At 46.9% G+C, this 19041-nt stretch carries 15 protein-coding genes and 1 other RNA gene; 12 read left to right on the forward strand and 4 right to left on the reverse strand.

From position 1 onward, the window contains the following. Positions 1–54: 54 nt before the first annotated feature. The 3 genes from BC343_RS13850 to BC343_RS13860 all read left to right on the forward strand — a co-directional run bounded on the left by BC343_RS13850 (position 55) and on the right by BC343_RS13860 (position 2381). A complete protein-coding gene (locus BC343_RS13850) occupies positions 55–1092 on the forward strand; it encodes an acyltransferase (protein ID WP_078348387.1) in 1038 nt (345 codons plus the stop codon). Positions 1093–1275: 183 nt separating this feature from the next. After that, positions 1276–1646: a transfer-messenger RNA gene (gene ssrA / locus BC343_RS13855) on the forward strand. 183 nt (positions 1647–1829) lie between these two features. Further along, on the forward strand, positions 1830–2381 hold the full coding sequence (locus BC343_RS13860) for a nuclear transport factor 2 family protein (protein WP_078348388.1): 552 nt from the start codon (positions 1830–1832) through the stop codon (positions 2379–2381). A 55-nt stretch (positions 2382–2436) separates the two neighbouring features. On the opposite strand, the gene BC343_RS13865 is transcribed toward BC343_RS13860, so the two are convergent. Further along, positions 2437–3021, reverse strand: a complete 585-nt coding sequence (locus tag BC343_RS13865) for a Crp/Fnr family transcriptional regulator (RefSeq protein WP_078348389.1) — start codon at positions 3019–3021, stop codon at positions 2437–2439. Positions 3022–3192: 171 nt separating this feature from the next. Between BC343_RS13865 and BC343_RS13870 the strand changes: the two genes are divergently transcribed. Beyond that, the gene (locus tag BC343_RS13870) at positions 3193–4797 is read left to right on the forward strand and encodes a Na+/H+ antiporter (RefSeq protein ID WP_078348390.1); all 1605 of its coding nucleotides are present in this window, start codon (positions 3193–3195) and stop codon (positions 4795–4797) included. Positions 4798–4894: 97 nt separating this feature from the next. On the opposite strand, the gene BC343_RS13875 is transcribed toward BC343_RS13870, so the two are convergent. Next, a complete protein-coding gene (locus tag BC343_RS13875) occupies positions 4895–5275 on the reverse strand; it encodes a hypothetical protein (protein ID WP_078348391.1) in 381 nt (126 codons plus the stop codon). 126 nt (positions 5276–5401) lie between these two features. On the opposite strand from BC343_RS13875, the gene BC343_RS13880 reads away from it, so the two are divergent. From BC343_RS13880 to BC343_RS13895, 4 genes are all read left to right on the forward strand, one after another. Continuing rightward, positions 5402–5731, forward strand: a complete 330-nt coding sequence (locus tag BC343_RS13880; RefSeq protein WP_078348392.1) for a hypothetical protein — start codon at positions 5402–5404, stop codon at positions 5729–5731. Between the two features lie 189 nt (positions 5732–5920). Continuing rightward, a complete protein-coding gene (locus BC343_RS13885; RefSeq protein ID WP_078348393.1) occupies positions 5921–6925 on the forward strand; it encodes an ABC transporter transmembrane domain-containing protein in 1005 nt (334 codons plus the stop codon). Next, positions 6918–8285, forward strand: coding sequence for an HlyD family secretion protein (locus BC343_RS13890; protein ID WP_078348394.1), 1368 nt, complete (start codon positions 6918–6920; stop codon positions 8283–8285). The genes BC343_RS13885 and BC343_RS13890 overlap by 8 nt, the downstream gene beginning before the upstream one ends. 12 nt (positions 8286–8297) lie before the next feature. Continuing rightward, positions 8298–9755: a TolC family protein gene (locus tag BC343_RS13895; protein WP_078348395.1), complete on the forward strand. Its 1458-nt coding sequence runs from the start codon at positions 8298–8300 to the stop codon at positions 9753–9755. A gap of 56 nt (positions 9756–9811) precedes the next feature. On the opposite strand, the gene BC343_RS13900 is transcribed toward BC343_RS13895, so the two are convergent. Next, the gene (locus BC343_RS13900) at positions 9812–10435 is read right to left on the reverse strand and encodes a response regulator transcription factor (RefSeq protein ID WP_078348396.1); all 624 of its coding nucleotides are present in this window, start codon (positions 10433–10435) and stop codon (positions 9812–9814) included. Between the two features lie 3 nt (positions 10436–10438). Then, on the reverse strand, positions 10439–11680 hold the full coding sequence (locus tag BC343_RS13905; protein ID WP_078348397.1) for a sensor histidine kinase: 1242 nt from the start codon (positions 11678–11680) through the stop codon (positions 10439–10441). Positions 11681–11783: 103 nt separating this feature from the next. On the opposite strand from BC343_RS13905, the gene BC343_RS13910 reads away from it, so the two are divergent. From BC343_RS13910 to BC343_RS13925, 4 genes are all read left to right on the forward strand, one after another. After that, positions 11784–12791 carry a receptor L domain-containing protein gene (locus BC343_RS13910; RefSeq protein ID WP_078348398.1) on the forward strand — a complete coding sequence of 336 codons (1008 nt, stop codon included), beginning with the start codon at positions 11784–11786 and terminating at the stop codon, positions 12789–12791. A 147-nt stretch (positions 12792–12938) separates the two neighbouring features. Then, positions 12939–15902 carry a sensor histidine kinase gene (locus BC343_RS13915; RefSeq protein ID WP_078348399.1) on the forward strand — a complete coding sequence of 988 codons (2964 nt, stop codon included), beginning with the start codon at positions 12939–12941 and terminating at the stop codon, positions 15900–15902. A 246-nt stretch (positions 15903–16148) separates the two neighbouring features. Beyond that, complete coding sequence (locus BC343_RS13920; protein WP_078348400.1) at positions 16149–16745, forward strand: TlpA family protein disulfide reductase; 597 nt, start codon at positions 16149–16151, stop codon at positions 16743–16745. 22 nt (positions 16746–16767) lie between these two features. Beyond that, on the forward strand, positions 16768–19011 hold the full coding sequence (locus BC343_RS13925) for a response regulator (protein ID WP_143822177.1): 2244 nt from the start codon (positions 16768–16770) through the stop codon (positions 19009–19011). The last annotated feature ends 30 nt before the right edge of the window (positions 19012–19041 follow it).

Below are 19041 nucleotides of genomic sequence, written 5' to 3' on the forward strand. Positions count from 1 at the left end.
GGGCATTACCAAACACCCGACAGCTACTAATAAACAAACTGAACCACCGAACTAATGAACCGCCAACCGAAACTAAATTGGGTAAATAATTTGCGGCTGTTGGCCATGTTTGCTGTGGTGGTTTTGCATACCGCATCGCCATTGTTATTCGCTTATAAAACAACAACTGTCGGCAATTGGATGGCAAGCGATGTATACAATGCGGTAACCCGTTTTGCCGTGCCTGTATTTGTAATGATAACCGGGGCGCTCTCTTTAGGCCGCGAGTATGAATTGAGCAGTTTCCTGAAAAAGCGCATCGGCCGGTTGATTCTCCCCTTTTTATTCTGGAGTTTGGTATACGTGTTTTACCAATGGTACGAGGAGATCATTTATTTTAAAGGCACAGTTTGGGAAAACATCTGCCTGGTGCTTCACCAATTAAAAACCGGCACCTCATACCACCTGTGGTATGTTTACCTGCTCATCGGGCTTTACCTTATCATACCCATTATTGGCCGTTTCGCCCGGCAGGCCACCGAAAAAGAATTGCGTTATTTTTTGGCCTTATGGTTTATTACCATACTCATCAGCGGGCCTTATTTAAGCAGGTATAGCACTGCTATAGAACTGCGTTATTTTAGCGGATACATTGGTTACCTGGTATTGGGCTATTATCTGGCCAATAAGCAAATCAATTTCCCGGGCCTTGCTTTAATAGCTACCCTACTTTTTGTTTGCTTCGCGATAGTGATTGCCATCGGCACCTATTACCTCGAGGTAAAAACCCATGAATTAAGCACCTTCTTTTACGAGCCGTTGGGGCCTTTTGTGGTAGTGTTAGCAGCCAGTGCTTTCCTTATTGCAAAAAACACGCTTATAACTATTGGTCCGCGGCTTACCAAAGTATTTGATAAAGCCAGCGCCAATACGCTGGGTATTTACTTTGTGCACGCGCTGATATTGAATATACTGGAGATAAATGATATCAACTATTTAATTTTCTCCCCCTGGATTGGTATACCAGTGGTGGCGTTGATTTGCTTTTTAATATCATGGTTGGTGATATGGGTAATGGGTAAAGTGCCGGTGTTAAAGCACATAACGGGATAGGCTTGCAGTGGGCGGTTTGCAGTTTGCAGCTCGACGGTTATTTAAATGCCGATCAGTAATATCGAAAAATCAATCAGTGGAATCATCCCCCAAACGGTGAAATCCCAAAAAAAACCAAAAAAAGCTATATCTTTGCAGTTACAAATCTGCAAACTGCCCACCGCAAACCGTAACTCAAAAATTGGGGTCGACCGGAATTGACAGGATGGAGATAAATAAGTAAGCATGCAGCGCGTTGGGTGAATTAGCGCTTTAATCTGAACACTCAAACCTATAAATGGCGAAAATAACTACGCCTTAGCTGCCTAATTTAGAATTAGCATAGCTTTTGTCCTGCCGGTTTTCTGTTCTGTTGGATCGGCAAACGGGGCATCGAAAAACGGAAATAGCCTGCTTTAAGGTGTGGAAAGCAAGCGAAACAAAGCACCTAAGGTTTAAGGTACAGGCAAGCGGTTGGCCTTCCTCATCCCCTACAATTAAATAACAGCTAAGCATGTAGAAAGCTTACTTTATACCATGTTTGGACGAGGGTTCGAATCCCTCCGGCTCCACTGAAAGCCCCGACTTATATTATTTAAGCCGGGGCTTTTTTATTTATACGCTAACTTAGGCTATACGCCTCGGTCAAACTCCACTATCCGTTTTAACATATTGACATTTATCACGCTCCGATTGTGATAAATGCCCTCTCCTCCAAATCCCACGCACGCGACCTTTGGTATCAAATAAATAATACCATGAAAATATTAATTTTGATTACAGGGCTGGTTATTATAGTAGTAGCGGCCTTTGCAAAAAATGGAAAAGGTAACAGGGGTATCGACAGGTTAACAAAGAAAACCGCCCCAACAACCGCAGCCGATGAAGCAACACAAACAAGCGAAACAGATTCGGCGGCAGTTAAGGTGGTAAACCACTTTTTTGATAAATTTAAAAGCGGCGCCCCACTGGATGACCTTGTGGCGAGTTTTGATGAAAAAGCCGATTACTTTATCCCCGGCGATACTAAAAACGTACCCTGGATAGGCAAACGAACCGGGCATGCAGCCATTAAGGAAAGTTTCAGGCTGTTGCGCGAAAACATAAAACCGGAAAAACTAACGTTCACCGATATGTTGGCCAAAGGTAATCGCGTGGTCATTCTGGGCTACCTCGAATCGCGCATGAAAAAGAACGATAAAGTAATGAAGTCGGAGTTCAGCATTGATATTGTTGTAGAGAATGGGCTAATTACCCGCTACCATCTGCTGGAAGATTCGTTCGAAGTTTCGGATAAGGCCAAACTGTAAACGCCGGGATATTTTGGATTTGATGGGCGGTACTCACAAGTATCGCCCATTTTAATTATGCCGGCTTTTTTACCGCTTGTTTTCTCACCCTGCTCAGGGTTTCGCGCGTTAGGCCTAAAAAAGATGCGATCATATACAGGGGCACACGGTTATAAAGCGTAGGGTATTGGCGTACAAAATTATCATACCGTTCCTCTGCCGATTCGCTGATGTTACTGAAAATGCGGTTCTGGTGCGCTTCAAAGTTACGTGCAGTAAGCTCTTCTATAATTTGTTTAAACGTGGGGATAGTTGCCAGCAGTTGTTCCCATTTCTCTTTCGAAAACCATATCAGCTCGCTATTCTCCAACGCCTCGATATAGCACTGCGAAGGTCGGCTCGACATGAAGCTGGTAAAATCGGATATCCACCAGTTCTCTATCGCAAATTTCATGATGTGCTCAGTGCCGTCATCGGCAACGCGGAATAGCCGAAAACTGCCCTTTACAACAAATCCTACAAAATTGCTTACCGTCCCCTCTTCAAGCAGGTACTGGCCTTTACGGAGCTTTTTTTGTACCGAAGCCTGCTCAATATGTTCAAGTTCGCTGTTTGTCAGGGTTCCTTTTTGGGAAAGGTATATTACAAAAGGGTGGAACATTGGCGTGGCTTTTAACAAAATTATTCAAAAAGGGGCGGCACTCAAAGTATGTATGTATTAATATGTTGCCCGTGTGACTTGGCGCATCATCCGCTTACCATTTGTAATTAGTGAAAGCTTCGCGCTTACCGCCCACCCTTGCCATATCCGCCAAAACTATTATCTTTAGGTATGCATTATACCTTATTCCAGTTTTCGTTACTACTATCGGCTGCCTTTTTACTTATTTTATTGGCGCGCCGATTAAAAATTGCTTACCCTATTTTTTTGGTGCTTGCCGGCCTGGCCGTCAGTATTATACCCGGTATGCCGGTTATCAATATTGAGCCAGATCTGGTTTTCCTGATATTTCTACCGCCCCTGCTTTACGAGGCTGCCTGGTGGACATCGTGGAACGAGTTTTGGAAATGGAAGCGTCCCATTGCGCTGCTGGCTTTCGGATTAGTGTTTTTTACCTCAACCGTAGTTGCCTACACCGCATCTAACTTTATCCCGGGCTTTACTTTGGCAACCGGTTTCCTTTTAGGAGGTATCATCTCCCCGCCTGATGCTATTGCCGCCACATCAGTGCTTAAAAGCATCAGCGTACCCAAACGTATCATTACCATATTAGAGGGCGAAAGTTTAGTGAACGATGCCTCGAGTTTAATTGTGTTCCGCTTTGCTTTGGCGGCGGCGGTTGCTGGGAGTTTTTCGTTCCAGCAGGCATCGGTTAGTTTTGTTAGCGTTACCCTGATGGGGATAGTTATAGGGCTGGCAGTTGCGCACGTGATGTACCTTATCCACCGTTTTCTGCCTACCACGGCCAGTATCGATTCTGCCTTTACGCTTATTTCGCCCTACCTGATGTACCTGCTGGCAGAGGAGTTTCACTTTTCGGGCGTAATGGCGGTAGTAAGCGGCGGGTTGTTTTTATCGTACCGCTCGCACGAGATATTTACCGACGGGCAAAGCCGCCTGCAAACCATCAATGTATGGTCTACCCTATCCATTATTTTAAATGGGTTGGTGTTTATACTCATCGGGCTGGAATTGCCCACCATTGTTGCGGGGCTGGAAGGCTACTCGCTTTCCGAGGCTTTGAAGTACGGCCTATTGGTTAGCGCATTGGTAATTTTTATCCGCATGGCATGGATATACCCCGGTACTTTTATACCACGATGGCTTTCTAAACGTGTGAGGGACCGAGAACCTAACCCGGGCTGGAAAGGTTCGTTTATTATTGGCTGGGCGGGTATGCGCGGTGTGGTATCGCTGGCAGCGGCACTGTCTATCCCCCTTGCGCTCGATAACGGCAAACCTGTACCCGAGCGTAACCTTATCATCTTCATCACTTTCGTGGTGATACTGGTGACGCTGGTGTTCCAGGGCCTAACCCTACCGCTCATCATTAAAGCGCTAAAAATTCAAGAGATAGATCCCATGCTGCCCGAGGAGCAGCAGGAAGCGGAGATACGCCTGCGCCTGATAAACGTGGCCCTTAACCGTTTGGAAGAAAAACATGCCGAAGCCATAGAAAACAACGACCTGCTTATAGGCCTAAAGGCCGAACTGGAGAACCACCTCACCCACACCAACCGCAAACTGGAGTGTATGGACTGCGTGGAAAAAGACCAAAAGGAGTTGCAGGTGTATAAGCGTGTATTGAAAGATGTTTACCGCGCACAAAGGCTCGAGTTGTTCCACATCCGCAAACAAAAAGAATACTCTGACGAGGCCATCCGCAGGGAAGAAATGCAGGTGGATATTGCCGAGTTGCGTATTACCAATAGGTAAGGTAGTGGATGAGCCTCTACCAATACTACTTACCGTAAGTTGAGCATATGTTTTGCTTACGGTAAGAAAATAAATTCGTGCCTGGCCTGGAAACGACTTAATCCACCAAAGTACCTTTCAGGGTTTCAAGCAGCTTCATCACGCGTTCATCGTACAGGTTGTCCACCCGGTATTTCCGGTAGGATTTATACCCATCCCGTAAGGTTACTTCAAATTGGTTATCGTAAGCTTCTATCATCACATATTTTTGATCCGCCCGTAGCCCGAAATTTACCGAGCGGGATATTATCAACCTATGTATCGAGGTTCCGAGGCGGAAATATTTGCCCCAACCCGCAGCCCGCAATTCTTCAATAAATTTCAAAACAGGCCTTGTACGCTCCCACCCCGGATAGTTATCGAGCAAATCTTTATAATGCAGTTCTGTCTCGCTCCACGATGCCTCAAAGCGATGTAATATTTCAGCCGTTCTATCCATATCCTTTAATGTTAGCGGGGAAGCCACCCAAAACTCTAATCAGTTTCTAATATAAGCATTACCTCGGCATGACGAACAAATTCCCTTGCTTTAGCGTTCATGCGTTATCTTTGCGGAATAGGATACATGAGATCGTTAAAGAAAAATAGAATTACCGGCATACTTGCCCTGTTGCTGCTTTGCACCATAGGGTTAAAAATGTGCGTTACTATTTTTAATCGCATCAACACCTGTAACGAATCTGTATCGATAGAAAAATCATCAGAAGAAGGTAAAGACGATAAAAAGGAAGATGTGGATGGCAAGAAGAAATTCTTTGCCGATAAACGCCTCTTTGCCGAACACCTCAACTACTCTTGGGTTAGCCACATAAAGCCTGTTTGCCGTTACAAAATGCAGCAACCGGCAGAGCCGCACCAAACCGTACCTACCCCCCCTCCAAATTACTGCGCATAAACTGCGTGCGGGCACATACTGCATCTAAAATACTATTAAGCAATTACTTACAAATAAACACCGCGTTATTATGCAGTGTGGTAATTTTTTGCCAAAACTGTTTTAGTGCTACCCTTCCGCGCAAATTGTAATTAAGCCCCTGTTGCGTTAAATACGCTACAATTTCAATTATTTCTTTCTAAAATCATTATGACGAAAAAACATGCTGCCGGTGCGCAAACGCCCTGGCAACGTTTGGTAAGCATGCTGCATTACGAGCGTGCCACCATCAATTACATATACCTGTATGCAGGTATTATAGGCCTTATTGGCCTTACCCTGCCTTTGGGTACAACGGCAGTTTTCAACCTGCTATCAAACGGGGCTATGTACAGCTCTACCTATATCCTCATTGCTGTGGTGCTTATCGGCATCGTTATCGGTGGTGCGCTGCTTATTGGGCAGTTAACGCTGGTTGAGGTTATAGAACAAAAAATATTTGCCAAAGCGGCCATCGAGTTTGCTTTCCGCCTGCCGCGCATCAAAAAATCGGCCTTAGAGGGCGAGAACCCCGCCGAACTGGTTAACCGCTTCTTTGATATATTAACCATACAAAAAGGCCTTACCAAACTACTTGTTGATATTGTGGCCGCGGTGGTGCTGATATTCTTTAGCGTGATATTGTTATCCTTTTACCATCCCGTTTTTATGGCCTTCGGCATTTTTGTGCTGCTGGCCATGATATTTGTGTTGGGCCTATACTTCCGTCGTGGCGTGGAAACCAGCATAGAAGAATCGGGCTACAAATACGAGGTGGTGGCCTACCTGGAAGAAGTGGCCGGCGACCTTGATACCTACCGCGCCAGTGTTGATAAATGCAACGAGGTGGTAAAGCGCACAGATGAAATTACCGCTAACTACCTGCAGGCACGTAACGACCACTTTAGCCTGCTGAAGCGTTTCTTCGCCAGTGCAGTTGCCCTGCGTACCATTTTGATGGGTGCATTACTGCTGCTGGGCTCTTTTTTTGTAGTAGAGCGCCAGATGACCTTTGGGCAGTTTGTTGCTGCCGAGGTAATTATTGTACAGATAAGCTACGCTATTGAAAAACTAATGACCAACCTAAACACGGTGTTTGATATGGTGACCGGCGTTGAAAAACTGGCCGTAGTAACCGACCTGGAGTTGGAGGAAGGAGGCGCACACCATGGGTAAGAAAAACGAAAGCCTGGAGCAATTAAAGCACTGGGAAGGCATGGCAACGCTATCGAACGCACACATGCGCAAGGCAAAAGGCTCGCGCATGCTGGGCCGCATTATGCTTATTGTATTGGTATTGCTTATAGCTATATTAATGTTTCCGTGGAGGCAAACTATTGCCGGCAAGGGGAGCGTAACGGCGCTAAGGCCCGAAGACAGGCCCCAAACCGTGCAGAACCAAATTGGTGGCCGTATAGAGCGCTGGGCCGTACGCGAAGGCCAGGAAGTAAAGAAAGGCGACACTATTTTGGTGATATCTGAAACCAGCCAATCGTACTTCGACCCGGAACTGCCAAGCCGCTTGAACGAGCAGTTGGCTGCCAAACGCACCAGCGAAACCGCCGCCGGGCAAAAAATTGATGCTACAAACCTGCAGATAAGCGCACTGAACAGCGGTTTAAAGCTGCAGTTGCAAGCCGCCGAAAACAAAGTAAAACAGGCGCGCAACTATGTAAAAATTGATAGCGCGGATTTGCATGCCGTACAAAAGTTTTACGAAACCAGCAAAGCGCGTTTGGTTCGTTATGAGGATGGTTACAAAAACGGCTTATTCTCGCTAACCGACATTGAAACCCGCCGCCTGAAGTTACAAGAAGATATTGCCAAGGTAATTGCCCAGCATAATAAACTGGATAACTCAACCCAGGCGTTGCTGAATGCCAAAATAGATCTGGATAACATCAGGGCAAAATACCAGGAATCGTACGCCAAGGCACAGTCGGACATGAGCTCGGCTATCTCCAGTAAGGCAAGTGCGCAGGGCGATGTAGCCAAGCTACGTAACGATATTGCCAACATAGGCGTTCGCCGCGGGCTATACATTGTGCGTGCACCGCAGGATGGCTATGTGGTAAAAACTATGAAGGCAGGTATTGGCGAAAACATCAAGGAGGGCGAATCGGTAGCTACGCTGCAACCGAGTAACCCTATGGTAGCTGTTGATTTGTATGTGAGTGCTATGGATGTGCCGCTGATATTAGATACCAGCGATGTGCGCCTGCAATTTGAAGGCTGGCCATCGGTTCAGTTCTCGGGATGGCCATCGGTAGCGGTGGGTACCTTCGCGGGTAAAATATCAGCTATCGATAGGGTGAGCAGTTCGGGTGGTAAGTACCGTTTGCTGATAAGGCCTACCAGCCCCGTTCCTACTAACGACGACCCGTGGCCGGTGCAATTGCGCCAGGGTTCGGGTGTATACGGGCGCATTATATTGCGCTCGGTACCGCTTTGGTACGAGATATGGCGGCAGTTGAACGGCTTCCCGCCAAGTTTGGAAGAAGAACCTGCCACCGATGGCAAGGAGAAAAAGAAGTAAGGAGGCACAACCATGAAAATTAATATAAAATGGTTTGCCGCTTTTTTGGTAACCCTTTCCATGATTATGATGGCCATAGCGGCTTCGGCACAAAGCAAACCCGTTGCCGATACCGCCAAAGCTTTCTCGCTTAACGATCTGCAGGGGTTGGTGTTCAGATACCACCCCATTGTGAAACAGGCCCGCCTGCTTAGCGAAACGGCAAGGGCTAATGTATTGCAGTCGCTTGGTTACTTCGATCCTACGCTGAAGGCAAGCTTTGCGCAGAAGATGTTCGGAAATACCGATTACTATAATAACTGGAACAGTGAGTTGAAGATACCCCTATGGCTGGCCGGCGCCGACCTGAAAGTAGGTTACGACCGTAGCGTGGGCACATACACCAACCCCGAAACACGTACCGGCTTGCCGGGGCTATCGGGCGTTGGCTTAACCATCCCCCTGGGGCAGGGTTTAATTATTGATGCCAGGAGAAGCACCCTACGGCAATCGAAGGCCATGGTGCAATATGCCGAAGCCGAACAGGTTAAACAAATAAACGCCACCTGGTACCAAATAGCTAAAGACTATTGGGGCTGGTATTACGCCTATAAGCAGTACCAGTTGATAAACGAGGGCGTGCAGTTAGCACAGCGCCGTTTTGATGCCGTTGCCAAACAAACCGGGCTTGGCGATAAACCGCCTATAGATTCGGTAGAGGCTTATATTACCGTGCAGGAACGTATGATACAGAAGGCCAAAATGGCTATTGAGTTGCAAAACGCCAGCCTCGTACTATCAAACCACCTGTGGAGCGAAGACGGCAACCCAATGGAACTGCCCGCCGATGCCCGCCCGCAGGATATTGCCGAAAGCATGGGCCGCCCCAACCGCTTGTTACTGGATAGCCTTACCGGGCGCGCTGCTGATAGCCACCCCGAACTGCTTAAACTGCGCAGCAAAAGCAGCCAGTTGGCCATTGAACGCAGCTACAGGCAAGAAGCATTAAAACCCAAGCTGAACATTAGCGGAACGCTGATAAGTGCACGCAACAGTTTTGGCGGGTATGTACCCTCCTATTACGATTTCAACCGGAACAACTACAAGTTCGGGTTCGATTTTTCGTTCCCGCTGTTCCTAAGATCTGAACGGGGGAAACTGCGCGAGGTGAAGCTAAAGCAACTGGATAACCAATACGAGTTGCAGCAAACCGGCCGCGAGGTGCAAACAAATATTACATCCGCATATAACGACTTAACCGCTTATGCCGATCAGCTTGCCGTGCAAATACAAAGCATAAACAACCAGCAAACGCTCCTTAAAGGTGAAGCCCAAAAGTTTGAGCTGGGCGAGAGTACCCTCTTCCTCATCAACAGCCGCGAAACCAAGCTGATTGATATGAAAATAAAACGCGAGAGCATGGTAGCCGGCTACCAAAAAACCCTTGCCGAGCTTTATTACAAAGCGGGTACAAGGCAGGATGCGTTGTAGATACCGCCTCTGATTTTAGTTTAGGCCGTACCGGTGGGTGCGGCCTTTTTTGCTTGCTAACTTATCCACTTATGGCTGCCCGCAACCTTCAGGGCATCGGCCTTACTGTTTACAGCCAGTTTTTGGTAGATGTTTTTAATATGGCTGCGCACGGTTTCTTTGCTGATAAAAAGATCGAGCGCTATTTTTGAATAGCTTTTGCCTTCCGCTATGCCGCGTAAAACGGAGGTTTCCCTTTCAGACAATGGCGAATCCTGCGCGCGGTTGAAAGATTGCACTACCATTTTGGCGATGTGCAAACTCATTGGAGCCCCGCCGCTAAAGGCCTCGTTAGTATCCTTTACAATATCCTCCGTATCCGAATTTTTCACAATATACCCGCCCGCCCCGGCACAAAGCGATTGAAACACCTTGTCGCTGCCTTCCAGCACAGTAATAATAAGCACAATGCAATCAGGCCGTTTCTTCTTTATCTGGATAGTGCCCTCAATACCGTTCGTCCCGGGCAGGTCAATATCCATCAGCACCAATTGAGGGGCATCGGCATGCAGGTTTTTCAGGGCGTCTTCGCAACAAGCGTATTGTCCGCAAACCTCGTACAGCGCCGAGCTATTTACCACAGCTGCAAAGCCTTCGCGTATAATGGGGTTATCTTCAATAATGGTTATCCTTTTCTTCATGTATCAGCTTAAATTAATTACGGGCACGGCAATTTCTATTTTTGTTGGCTCGGTAGATATCTTACATACAAAACCATTTTTTTGGCAACGGCGCTTCATGTTCTCCAACCCAAAATGGTTGGCATCGGTATCCGGCTCTTTCCATCGGCCATTATCCTGCAAACTGTAGCGTATGGTATCACCGTATAAACCCATTTCAAACCAAACCTCCGTCGCATCAGCATGCTTGGCCACGTTAGTCATGGCTTCCTTAAATATATAAATGATATTGAGCGCTGCGGATGGCGATAGCATGGTTAGCTTTACATCTGTCCCTTTTGATGAAAAAGCAATATCAAACTGATTGTAGAATGTTTGCCCGTACCCGGTGAGGTAATTGAAAAGTTCCAAGGGGTCGTCGCTGTTATGGTTAAGGTGCCACAAAAAATCCTTACTGCTGGCATACAAGTTATTGCTGTTGCGGATGATGTGCTCTATCACCGGCTGCACTTCCGCCTGCCCTGCCAGCTTTTGTTTCAGCAGCGCCGCCTGCCGGGTAATGGCAGATAGCATATTGCCGGTTTCGTCGTGAAAGTCGGTAGCTATGGATTCGCGCATATTATTCAATTGCTCTGTACGTTTTTTTACGGCATCGTCTAATACCGTTATACGTTTCTCCTGCAGTTGCTTTATTTGTAAGCGGTCGCGTTCCTGATCAAATTGCAGGTAAGCCAAAAAGCCCCCGAAGAATAGCGTAATGAGGCAGTTCATCATCAATGCGTAAAGTGGGCCACCCAACGTACTGTGTATGGGTGTGGCCAGCCCGGCGTGCAAAGTTTGATAATAAATAAAAACAAACCAGCCCAGGTTACTAAAAATTGCCCACCAGCCATACCGTTTATCGGCCCATATAGCAGCCAGAAGGTACATGTGCAACACACTCATATTAGGCGAATAAATAAGGCCCGAGCCCCGTATCCAATCGTAAATGATGTAATAAGTTACCAATGCAGTTATACTCATGGGGACCCTGTAGTGCCCCGATAACTTTACACTGAAAAGGGTGATTGTTACTAAGGCACCATTGATGAGGTAACCGGCCATGGGTTTACCCACATAATAGAGCACTACAGGGAAAAGCAACACCAGCGGCAAACCAATTAAGCAGGTGCTTACCACCACCCTAAGCTCGTGGTATTGAGGATGAGCCTTGTTATCCCGCAGCCCGGCGGGCAAAAAAAAGCTGACAATTTTATCGAATTGCATACGGAACTAATTTAGGCCTTTTGTAACGCGGGTGGCACACTATCTGAAAAATCCCCCAATCTGCGGGATTGAGGGGCACAACCTGTAGATGTAAATTTACATCATGAAAAAACTGTTAACCGCCCTCCTGTTTTTGATATTTGCCGCAGGTTGCAAAAAAGATAATAAAACCGCCCCGGTAGATCCGCCGTTGGTACCCATTAGCATTGCAGGCGAAACGCTTACCTCACAGGCAGAGGTGGATGCCTTTGCCGAAAAATACAAGGGTAATAGCCTAACCATTAATGGCGACCTGATCATCTCAGGCGCTACCAACCCTAATATGGATATCTCATCGTTGAAGGGGTTATCAAACATAACCACTATCAACGGGGCGCTCACTATCATCTATTGCCCAAAAGTTACCGACCTCTCTCCCTTTGCCAACATCACTTATGCAGGCTCTGTATTCTTTTCGGGCGTTGGCGCTACGTCGGTAACAATGGATAAACTGCAAAGTACGGGCGGGCTGCAATTGAATGATGAGCAAACCAGTATAAGCTTTAAATCGCTCCGGTCGGTTACGGGTTCGCTTAACTTGTTAACAAAAAATTTAACCGAAGCCGATTTTAGCGCCTTAACCGAAATCAGCGGTAAATTATCCATTTGGGGCACTTCCTTAAGTAACCTAAACGGGTTCAATAAGCTCAGCACGGTGGGTGCGCTGTTGTTGCTCAACAACCCTTCGTTAGAGAATTTGCAGGGCTTAAACCATTTAACCAAACTAACCAGCCCTGCTGTTGTCAATGCTTCTACCACCCCGGTACTCTACTACAGATTAAACGGTATATTCATACAAAATAATGCCAAATTAACCTCCCTGGCCGGGCTGGAAAACATAAGTGATGTTCCTGTGATATACCTTAGCAACAACGCCCTGCTCACCGATTTTTGCCCAATGAAAGCGCAAATTAAAGCACTAAGCGCATTACCCAATTTTAACTTTACAGCCAAACCCATATTTGGCAACGGTGCCACCATAAAAATTTCACAACCTGTGGCAACATTAACCGGCAACGGCGGTGTAACCAGCACAGCTGACGCTATGGCTATAGTTAATGCCTGTAATTAAAATTGCCCGCGCCTTAGCGTTGCAACACAGCAAATAAATAAAGCAAGCGTTAGTGTTATTTATTTTTTAAGATAATTAATGTGTGTTTGAACCCTTTGTTTCGCTTTTCCGTTAAAATGGCTACATTACGTATCATTTCCCTGGTTAATGCGCAAGCTGCTGTTGTTCAAATTTTCGCTCGTGGTTCCGTTCCTGTTATTTTGTGCGAGCCTGTGCGCGCAGCAGAACCCCATTAAACCGGCCTTTGATTTCCCTACAAAAGAAGTATACGACCTCCATGTTGATAAGCACGGCTTTATTTGGATAGCCAGCGATTTTGGCGTGGCACGGTACGATGGTATAAATTGCGTGCATTACAGCAACCCCAACCAAATATCATTAGGCTGCAGCAACCTGCTCGAAGACAGCTACGGCCGCATCTGGTTCAACAACTTCAACGGCCAGATATTCTATATCGACCACGAGAAGGTGAACCTGCTGGAAAGCTACGATTATAAAAAAGAGGGCAATTACCCCCGCATGGTGTTGTTCGGCAACCAATTGCTTGCCACATCTGATCATGGGCTTTTTGTGCTCGATACTAAAACCTTAACGGGCAAATACATTGGCGATAGTACCTATACTTCCAGCCTGGCGGTTATGAGTAAACAAGTACTTATTCGCGGCAACAACAAATGGTATGCCTACAACGGCACCCCCACCCTAAAAAAATTATCCTACAAAGGCGACGATGAATCAAAGGGCATTGTATATGCTTTGGCCAATAAAGCTTACCGCGATACAGCCTATATGCTTATAAACCCCGCAGGCGTTGTTAAAAAACTGGTTCTGCAGAACGATACCGTAAAGCAGGTTAGCCAAACAGCGTATAATACCTTCATCAACACCATCACCATTACGCCCGATAACCAATGGGTAAACACCAACGGCAGCAGCTACTCGCTTAATACCGGCGAAGAAATAAAAGGGCTAAATTTATCGTGTACGGTTACCGATATGGAGGGCAACCGCTGGTTCAGCAGTTTGTACCACGGCTTGCTTATACAGTATAAAAAGGATATTGCCCATAAAACCACCATCCCCGGCCTTGATGCCGACGATTTGGTAGTGAGCCTGCGCAGCTACAAAAACCAACTAATGTTAGGTACCCAAAAAGGCTACCTGGTGCTTTACGATCCTGCGAGCAACAAGGTAAACTTCAAGAGCAAACTGGCCGCCATTGCAGCGCCTATAAACAATTTAGCATGGGTAGGCGGCGACGAGTTTATTGCAGCATCATCCGTAGCTACTTATCGGGTTAACGCACTTACCAAAACCATTACCGAACTTACCAGCATAAAAACGGCCAAGCAGTTTTGTTACGACAGCGAGAAGATATACATAGCCTCTACCAGCGGGCTGTATGTGTTGCCGCGCCAAAGATCGGAAGCCTTAAATAAACAAATTGCCGCCACTTTTGGTAATGCACTTAAGTACAGCGAGGCGGATAATAATTTTTATCTGCGTATGCGTGCGAGGGCTATTGCCTATTACCCCGAGCAGGCCGCGCTGTTCGTCACTTTCAAGAATACGCTGTATAAAATCGATAAAACAGGCATGAACCCCTTCCTGTTCAATGGCCAACCGGTTTACGCGGCCTCCCTCGCTTACCTTGGGCACCGCCTGTATGTGGGTACCATCAGCAATGGCATGCTGATAGTTGAGCAAGATGGCATTAAGCACATATCGGTACAAAACGGATTGTTCTCCAAATCCATATTTAAACTGAAGGCAGTAGACAAAAACCTGTGGATATTAGGCTCGGGCCCGCTGCAGATATTCAATACCGAAAAACGAGCGCTGGTGGATGATTACGAGTTCCCCGACCGTAATGCATCCGAAGTTTTCGATTTGGATGGCGTGGGGCAAAGCATTTATATGGTGACTTCGAGCGGGCTTGACAACTTCCCGCTGGTAAAAAGCACCGGCGATAAAAAGCTGAAAAACTACCTGTTATACGTAAAAGTGAACAACCAGGCCGTTGAAGAAAGCACAGCACGAAAACTATCATACGCAGAAAATAACATCATCTTTAACATAGGGGTACCCGCCTACCTCAAAGCAAAAGATATTTATATAAAATACTGCCTGGCCACCAAAGGCGACAGCACCTGGCAAACCACCGAGCCCGGCGAACGCAGCATACACTTCTCATCGTTAATGCCGGGTAAATACACTTTAAAAGCCATAGCTGTAGACCCACGGGTTGGAGAAGCCGGCAGCGTAATAAATTACTCCTTCACCATACAAGAACCCTGGTGGCGCAGCACTGCTTTTAAATTAGCTCTGACGTTAGCGGCTGCATTGGCCATATTTTACGGATACGTAATAATGCTGCGCAAACGGCTGGCCCTAAAACGCGCCTTTGATACCCAGCAGCAACTCATCTTATCCGAGCGGCAGCGCATTGCATCAGAAATGCACGACGATATTGGCCCGGGTGTATTTGCCATACAAAACCTGGCCAACAAAGCCATTAAACACGAGAATGCGGCACCCGAACTCCATCAGATAAAAACACAGGTAGTTGAACTATCCGCCAAGATACACGATGTGATATGGAGCACCAACGTAGGTAACGATAACCTGGAGATGCTGCTTTACTACATACACGTACAGATAGAGAAACTTTTGGAGCCTACCGAGATCGTCTTCGATTCGGAATTGCCGGATGAGATACCCGCTATAAAGATAACCGTGCAAAGCCGCCGCACCGTATACCTGCTGGTGAAAGAGATAGTACACAACGCCATCAAACACTCGCAAGCCACAACTATACAGCTACGTACGATAATTGAGGGCGACAAGCTTTTAATTGCCGTTAACGACAATGGCGTGGGTATAGATGCCGCACAGGCACCCACCAAAGGCGACGGGCACGGCATGGGGCTGGGCAACATGCGCTCGCGGGTAGAGAAACTGAACGGCGAGCTTAGCATCCAAAATAACCATGGGGCGCACATCAGTATTAAAATTCCGCTTGACGAATTGCGTGTGGTGGAGTTCGACAAGAAGCTGAATAAGTGGCAAAGCTTTGTCGCCAAATTATTGCGCTTGCCAGCCGATGTTTAACCGGTAAGAAAGCACCAAGCTCTCTTTTATTAATTGATAAACATGCGTTTATCAATTTAAAATATCTTTTTTATACCCCTCCTCGCCGCCATTCGTAAAAAGTCGCTTACTAAATTTTCGTAATTAGTTTGATTTTTTAATCAGAATGCATTTTTCATAAAAATAGCATTCCTATATTGTTTAAAACATAGCAATTCACGCATTGCGTTACAACATTCGTTATTTTTATGCGTAGAACTCTCTCTAATGAAAAAACTGTTGGTAATTGTGTGGATCGTGCTGCTATTTAGCGTAGTTGGAGCGCTATTTTGGTATAACGAATTGCAGTACCAATTACCCACACCTGTACCGCAAAATTACAAGCCCGTTAAACCCGGCGAGTTGGTAAAACTGGGACCGGAATTTAGTGCAGGCCTACACAAACCGCTCTTCCTACATTTCTTTAATCCTGCCTGCCCCTGCTCCAAATTCAATATTAAAATGTTTAAGTCGCTGGTGGCAGAGTATGGCAAAAAAGTCGACTTTAAAATTGTAGTAATAAGCGATAAAGATTACGACGAAGATGAGATCCAGGAGAAGTTCGGTCTGGATATCCCCGTAACGTTCGACCATTCGCTGGCGGCCAAATGCGGTGTGTACTCTACCCCGCAAGTTGCTTTAATAAACGCCGACTCTAAACTATACTACCGCGGCAATTACAACATTACCCGTTACTGTACCGACGAAAAAACGAATTTCGCCAAACAGGCCATTAACGGGCTGCTCATCAATAACGATAAATTAACCTTCGGCAAGCTGGCCCTCACGTCTTACGGCTGTAAACTCACCGATTGTAAGTATTAACCTATCACCTCAGAAAAACATAGTGCAAGCATCTATAACACAAAATTTGTTATTCCAGTCGGAAGTGAAGGAGAGGTCAGATAAGCTGATGAACTACTTCATGGCCTTCTACTTTGTAGTGGGCCTGGGCATCGCCTTTTTTTACGATACCTGGCTCATTGCCATTGGCGTAGGCGGCATTTGCGTACTGGCCTATTATTCTACCAAGTTCCTCCTCCCCGATTCTGACCTGTATCAATACGTACTAAGTGCTGTGCTGGGCATATTTATGGCCCAGTTCATCTACCAGATGCACGGGCTGTTCGAGATGCACTTTTTTGCCTTTATCAGCAGTGCCATCCTCATTACCTACCAAAAATGGAAACTGCAACTGCCCCTGCTTATTGTGGTGGTGGTGCACCATGCCACTTTTAGTTACCTGCAGGATATCGGCTACGGCGGCATCTACTTTACGCAACTCAATTACTTCGATCTGCAGACTTTCATTATCCACGTATTGCTTACGGGCGTCATTATGTTCACCTGCGGCCTGTGGAGCTACCAGTTACGTAAGTATAACGAGTTGCAGGTAGTGCAGGCCCTGCAAATGGTAGAACTGCAGCAGGAGGCCGCCCTATCGTTAGAGCGCAAACAACACCAGGAGGTGCTTGAGCAAGCCAACGAAGAGCTGATGGTGCTGAACGAAGGCTTAACCGAGGCCCGCGAGGCTGCTGACCGCGCCAACCAGGAGAAGAGCATCTTTTTGGCCACCATGAGCCACGAGATACGTACGCCTATGAACGGGGTTATAGGTATGTCGAGCCTGTTGAGCGAAACCGCGCTTACCGATGAGCAGCGCATGTTCACCGATACCATTATCAATTGCGGCGAAACGCTGATACATGTGATCAACAACATCCTCGATTTCTCTAAAATAGAATCGGGCAATCTGGAGCTGGAGGGCGACGACTTTAACCTGCGCCAATGCGTGGAAGACGTATTGGATATGTTCGCCATAAAGGCCGGGCAATTGAAGCTCGACCTGGTTTACGAAATTGCCGAAGGTATCCCCGCCAACATTATAGGCGACCCATTACGCTTAAAGCAGATACTGATAAACCTGCTGAGCAACGCCATGAAGTTTACCGAAAAAGGCGAAATAGGCATTAAGGTAGACATTATTGATATTGGTGCCGATGGCCGCCTTTCGCTAAAGTTTGATGTTTGGGATACCGGCATAGGTATACCGCAGGATAAGATCACCAGGCTTTTCAAGGCATTCTCGCAGGTAGATTCGTCTACCACGCGCAAGTATGGTGGTACCGGTTTGGGCCTGGCTATTTGCGAAAAACTGGTAAAACTAATGGGTGGCGAAGTGGGCGTAAAAAGCACCTACGGCGAAGGCTCATCGTTCTACTTCACCATAAAAACCATAGCGGGCAGCAGCAAGCCGGTTTCTACCAACAGCGCCGACATACAGGACCTGAAGGGCAAAAAGATACTGGTGATAGATGACAACGAAACAAACCTGGCCATATTACGCCGCCAGTTCGAAAGCTGGAACCTGAAGCCCATACTCACCAGCTCGGGTGCCGAAGCCCTGGTGGCCCTGCAAAAAGATAAACACATCGACCTGGTGATAACCGATATGGAAATGCCCGTTATGGACGGCGCTATGGTGGCCAAACTGATCAAAGACAGCTACCCGCAGTTGCCTATCATCCTGCTCAGCTCCATAGGCGAAGAGTTTAAGAACGATGAGCGCCAGCTGTTCACCTCCATTATGTCGAAACCCATCAAGCAGCAGCAGTTGAGCAAGCAGGTATTTACCGCCCTGCGCAACAGGCCGGTATCGCACGATGAGGTTGTGGCAAAAACCAAACTATCAACCACCTTTGGCGATAAATACCCCTTCGATATTTTGATAGCCGAAGATAACGAGGTGAACCAGCATGTGATCAAACACATCCTGCGCAAAATGGGCTACCAACCCACCATCGTAAAGAACGGGCAGGAAGCCCTGGATGCCATGTACGGCGGCAGCTACGGCCTCATCCTGATGGATATGCAAATGCCCGTAATGGACGGGCTCGAAGCTACCCGCGCCATCCGCGCAAGCAACATTACCCAACCCGTTATCATAGCCCTCACCGCCAACGCCATGGACACCGACCAGCAACTATGCTACCAGGCCGGCATGGACGACTACATCTGCAAACCCGTAAAACTGGACGAGCTGATGAACAAGCTGAGCAAGTGGCATACGGTGAGGTTGGTAGTGGAGTAAAGAGTAAGGCAGAGAAATTTTAACTACCTA

The organism is Mucilaginibacter pedocola (assembly GCF_002013915.1).
GTDB lineage: Bacteria > Bacteroidota > Bacteroidia > Sphingobacteriales > Sphingobacteriaceae > Mucilaginibacter > Mucilaginibacter pedocola.

Excerpts from the sequence above, each read along its gene's own strand:
- BC343_RS13850 (WP_078348387.1), top strand. The coding sequence starts at position 55 with ATGAACCGCCAACCGAAACTAAATTGGGTAAATAATTTGCGGCTGTTG.
- BC343_RS13860 (WP_078348388.1), top strand. The coding sequence starts at position 1,830 with ATGAAAATATTAATTTTGATTACAGGGCTGGTTATTATAGTAGTAGCG.
- BC343_RS13865 (WP_078348389.1), bottom strand. The coding sequence starts at position 3,021 with ATGTTCCACCCTTTTGTAATATACCTTTCCCAAAAAGGAACCCTGACA.
- BC343_RS13870 (WP_078348390.1), top strand. The coding sequence starts at position 3,193 with ATGCATTATACCTTATTCCAGTTTTCGTTACTACTATCGGCTGCCTTT.
- BC343_RS13875 (WP_078348391.1), bottom strand. The coding sequence starts at position 5,275 with ATGGATAGAACGGCTGAAATATTACATCGCTTTGAGGCATCGTGGAGC.
- BC343_RS13880 (WP_078348392.1), top strand. The coding sequence starts at position 5,402 with ATGAGATCGTTAAAGAAAAATAGAATTACCGGCATACTTGCCCTGTTG.
- BC343_RS13885 (WP_078348393.1), top strand. The coding sequence starts at position 5,921 with ATGACGAAAAAACATGCTGCCGGTGCGCAAACGCCCTGGCAACGTTTG.
- BC343_RS13890 (WP_078348394.1), top strand. The coding sequence starts at position 6,918 with ATGGGTAAGAAAAACGAAAGCCTGGAGCAATTAAAGCACTGGGAAGGC.
- BC343_RS13895 (WP_078348395.1), top strand. The coding sequence starts at position 8,298 with ATGAAAATTAATATAAAATGGTTTGCCGCTTTTTTGGTAACCCTTTCC.
- BC343_RS13900 (WP_078348396.1), bottom strand. The coding sequence starts at position 10,435 with ATGAAGAAAAGGATAACCATTATTGAAGATAACCCCATTATACGCGAA.
- BC343_RS13905 (WP_078348397.1), bottom strand. The coding sequence starts at position 11,680 with ATGCAATTCGATAAAATTGTCAGCTTTTTTTTGCCCGCCGGGCTGCGG.
- BC343_RS13910 (WP_078348398.1), top strand. The coding sequence starts at position 11,784 with ATGAAAAAACTGTTAACCGCCCTCCTGTTTTTGATATTTGCCGCAGGT.
- BC343_RS13915 (WP_078348399.1), top strand. The coding sequence starts at position 12,939 with ATGCGCAAGCTGCTGTTGTTCAAATTTTCGCTCGTGGTTCCGTTCCTG.
- BC343_RS13920 (WP_078348400.1), top strand. The coding sequence starts at position 16,149 with ATGAAAAAACTGTTGGTAATTGTGTGGATCGTGCTGCTATTTAGCGTA.